At 57.8% G+C, this 4,049-nt stretch carries 5 protein-coding genes; 1 reads left to right on the top strand and 4 read right to left on the bottom strand.

What is annotated here, in order from left to right; translation table 11 throughout:
* Nucleotides 1-131, top strand: a 131-nt coding sequence (locus AC1DS6_RS42225; protein ID WP_477104756.1) for an IS4 family transposase, incomplete at its 5' end; no start/stop codon positions are given.
* 939 nt (nt 132-1,070) lie between these two features.
* On the opposite strand, the gene AC1DS6_RS42230 is transcribed toward AC1DS6_RS42225, so the two are convergent.
* The 4 genes from AC1DS6_RS42230 to AC1DS6_RS42245 form a co-directional block, all read right to left on the bottom strand.
* Entirely contained in the window at nt 1,071-1,388 is a 318-nt protein-coding gene (locus AC1DS6_RS42230; RefSeq protein WP_477104752.1) for a hypothetical protein, read from the bottom strand.
* Nucleotides 1,389-1,979: 591 nt separating this feature from the next.
* On the bottom strand, nt 1,980-2,297 hold the full coding sequence (locus AC1DS6_RS42235) for a hypothetical protein (RefSeq protein WP_477104753.1): 318 nt from the start codon (nt 2,295-2,297) through the stop codon (nt 1,980-1,982).
* A 587-nt stretch (nt 2,298-2,884) separates the two neighbouring features.
* Nucleotides 2,885-3,232 (bottom strand): tyrosine-type recombinase/integrase, encoded by a 348-nt coding sequence (locus tag AC1DS6_RS42240; RefSeq protein WP_477104754.1) that lies wholly within the window; start codon nt 3,230-3,232, stop codon nt 2,885-2,887.
* 23 nt (nt 3,233-3,255) lie between these two features.
* Nucleotides 3,256-4,049 (bottom strand): transposase (locus AC1DS6_RS42245; protein ID WP_477104755.1); only part of this gene is annotated, 794 nt, incomplete at its 5' end.

The raw sequence follows: 4,049 nt of genomic DNA on the forward strand, positions 1-4,049 counted from the left end.
TCGCGTCACTGGGTGGTTTCCTGGGCCGCAAGAGTGATGGCGAGCCCGGCGCCAAAACGATCTGGATCGGCATGCAGCGAACCATGGATGCTGCGTTCATGATCCTGGCGCTACGGGCTGAGGACTCATGACTTCTGTATAAGGAGATGGGCTCAATCCTCCCGATCAGAAGCACCGTCATGGAGTCTTCCAGATCACGAGCCTGGCTTTGCCCCGCTTTCAGAAAGCCTTGCATCTCGCTGTAGCCTTTGAGGGCCGGCACTTCTACGAGAATTTGCTTTCGGAACGTGATGTCCATCCCCCTTTTGGCGAAGTAGTCGCGGTAGCTGGAGAACTCGCTTGACGGCCGGATGTCGTCGTAGACAGCTACGTAGCTGAAGCGGCTCCCCACACTTGCCGGGTTGACAATGTAACGCCACTCTTGCTTGTTGGCATCATACTGAAACGACGCCTTGGAAATACGAAAAGCCACTATGTCGCCAATCTTGATCCCATCGAGCAGTCGTTCGCCACCAACCTCCCTCATGCGTTTGGCAAAGGCGGCGTCGCTTTCAAATTTGCCTTTCCAAGGATTGAACCGCATCAGGGCATCCCTTACCTCATCGGGCGGCAGACTGACTCGCTGTAGATCGAGATCGCTAGCTTTGAGATCGACGGGGCGATACGCCGGCTCCTGCGGTTGCGTCGGTGTGGCGGCGGGGCTAACCTCGGCAGACGACGCCGAGTTGACCTTGGCAGGCTGCACAGAACGTTCATGACAGGCGGCGAGGACAAGGCAGGCAATGGTGACCACGAGGCTGGCTTTGATTTGCATGAGTCTGGTTCGTCTTGAAGGGTGATCTTTTCCGTTAAGCGACAGGCTGGCCGTAGTTCGCGCCGGCCGCGTACTCGGCCGGTGGCAGTTGGCTGACCAGGAGCGCCTTTTCGGCGGCCGTGAGAGCGAGTCGCAACCATCCGGCGCGCTGTGTCGTGCGGGCATAGTCAAGCTCACGTTGCTCCCAGGGGCCGAGCGTACCGGAACCTGTCTTGATGCGTTCATGAGTTTTTCCTATTTTTCTACTTCAACGCGATCAGTCACCCAACACGCGAATCAATCTTTTGCCGCTGACACAAATTGCAACGCCAGAGCATATCAACAGCACAGCAATGATGTAGCCGAGAGCGGTTTCTGGAATCCACCACGTTGGAAATGCCGGGTAGGCTTCCGCCAGAGTTGCGTTCGCTACCTGACGCCCACCTACGCTCTTGATGGAATTTACTGAGGTGGTGGCGATGCCACCGAACATCCCAGCGATTAGCAAGGCGAAGCCACACGACAGAACTGCCTTTCCGAAAACTAAGATACGAACAGGCTTGGTGAGGAAAAATTCGTAGAGGCGTTCGAGCATTTTTTTTCCTTTTTCGATTACTTCAGGCAGTTCTCGACGGCGTATGCACACTGTTCGCCTCGGGTTAGCACACCGCCCGTCGGCCCCGAGTAATTCATCCGTGACACCTTGCCGTCCGTCATCACTACGTTGACGGTGCATGATCTGCTCCGGCGCGTTGCAAATCCAAAGCTGCTCGTGTCACTATTGCCTGCTACGGCAGCCGCGCCATACGTGGTGTTCCCTACGCGCGTGCTTTGGGAGACTCCCGCAGCCGCCGCGTTGGTTGTCGAATACCCATTCGAGTAAGTGTCGCTTCGTCCGTTTCCAGATGCGTAGCTCCACACTTCGACATTGCTTTCGGCGGCTTTCGTCTGCGGCACTCCCATGCAGGCCAGTACCTCGCCCTTTGACATGCCGATCATTGCCGATCGTGCCGCTGTGGCAGTCTGCGCTCGCTCGATCGCGCAGCCAGAAGATAGGAGGGCAGTCGAAACAACGAACGTTGCCAAAACAGTTCTCATGAAACCCGGTTGCATGTTGGCTCTCCTGCCTCGGTTTTTCCTTGGTAAAACGCCATAGCCTGATACCCGAAACCCTTAGCGATATCGTCTAGTAAGGCGTGGTAACAGAAGACATGGGGCCAACGGTGGGGCTTTCCCCGCGCTCTGTTGCTGTGTGCAAAGTGCCGCTCTCGTCTTTCCAGCACATCAAATTGGTTTTGCCAGTCGAATCCTGACCTGGGCGCTGAATCGATACGGTGTTCCATCCAACACATGCGCCGCCGATCTCGGTAGGCGTGCTCCGGAATACGTAATCAGTGCCGCTATCAACATGAAGAATGCCAACGACACCATCTGGAAAGTGAGCTGATTGTCTATCGCACCCTGCCAACGCTAACAAAACACAGATCAAAATCTTCTTTTTCATGGTTTTTTCTCGGTGTTCACGTTGCGATGCAGCCCGCACGGCCCCCCTGCCACGCTTCGGCTATCGCATACTGCGTTGTCCCCCAAGTCGGGCTTGCGCCCGACTGGGCCAGCAGTGTGGCGCGGAAGCGATCACATTCTGCACGCGGGTCCAGTCTAGCTACCGGCTTCTCTATCTACGTCGGTGCCGGCGGCGGCGTGAGACCCTCTCCGGGGCCACTGTTTTGGTTCCTATTCCAAACCATATGCGCTCACCTTCTTGTTGTTGTCTTTTACGTCCTATCGAACCAAGCCTGAAACTGAGTTTGAATTGTGGTGCCACGCCAGAATTTCCTGGATGTATGCGCGGCCCATCTCTGGCAAGCCTCGGAAATCAGAGGACTCACTCGGTAAGAGCCACTTGTCGAGCGTTCGCTTGGACACGCTGAGGCGTGCCGCGAACTCTTCGCGCGTCATCCCGAGCTGGTTCATTGCCCCACGAAGTAAGTCCTGCTGGGTGGCCGGATAGAGCTTCTGCTTTGATCCCATTTATCCCAATGTATAAGGTCCAATTTCCCTGGTCACGTATATCCCCAACGGGGATTATCGTCAACCCCCATAAAAGAGGGGATCGAGAGCGGCGCACGCCTCCCGGAAGTCGCGTTTGGTGACTTCCAGATAGGGGGAGATATGATAAAAGTGGGAGTGGCCGAGCAGCAGTTGGACGGTATCGAGCGAGTGCCCCTGCGCGAGAAGCCGGCTGGCAAACGTTCTCCTCCCAGAGTGGCTGCTATATCCGCTCCTGAGTCCAGCCGCTCGATAGAGGCCCGTCACATAGCTTTGCAAGCTGTCGGCAGCCAGGTAATTGACTTGCTCGCCGGCTTCGTTCGTCCGGCGTTTGACGCTCAGCTCGTAGCGGCCGCCTTTGTGCGTCAGGATGAGGCACGTCTGGGGCATAAGACCCACCCCTTTCAAGGTGATTAGACGACACGTCCAGCCTTGATGACACGGGCGGTAGAAACGTGCCGCCGTGCTACGCATCCGGCCACATAGCCTTTCTTCTTCGGCGCTTTCGGTCCCCGCGTATGTTTGCGCATCGCGCGGGGATCAACGTGCGTCGCCATCTTGATCAACTCGCGACCGAGCTGAGCTGGGGTGAGGAGGTCATAGGCCTGCCACACCTCGGGCGGCACCGCGATCATCATGCCGGCATAAGTTGCCCGGATTTCGCTGGCGAGGTAATACGGTGAGAGATCGATGTCGCTGGTATCCAGCTCATGCCGGATTCTCACCGCAGTCGCAGTCGCAATCACGCTCAGTACGTTATACGCGAGCGCCGCCACGCCGAAGGCCAGCAGCGCCGCGCGCGGTTGGCTCAACGAACGAATCTCACTGTTGAGCACCGATTCCAGCCGCTGAAACATATTCTCTATGCTCCAGCGTCGCCGGTATAGCCGGGCGACGGCCTCGGCCGTCAGATGGGCGGCCGGGACATTGGTCAGCAGGCGGATGACGGTGTCACCATCCTTGGTGGCGCCATCCAGATGCAGCTCGATGCGCCGCAGCACCAGCGGCGCGTTCGATTCATCTGGGATGCTGACCGCTTGCTCGTACACGATGCCGGTTTCGACCCGGCCCATTTCGCGTAACGGCTCCAGCTCGCTGGGGCTCGGATTGCGGCCGTGCTCCCGCACGATGAAGGCGCTGCCGCGACGCTGCCACCCGGCAAGAATCGCCCGGGTGCTGAAGTTGCGATCGGCGATCCACAGTTCGG

Source organism: Cupriavidus sp. 05L310 (genome assembly GCF_056398185.1).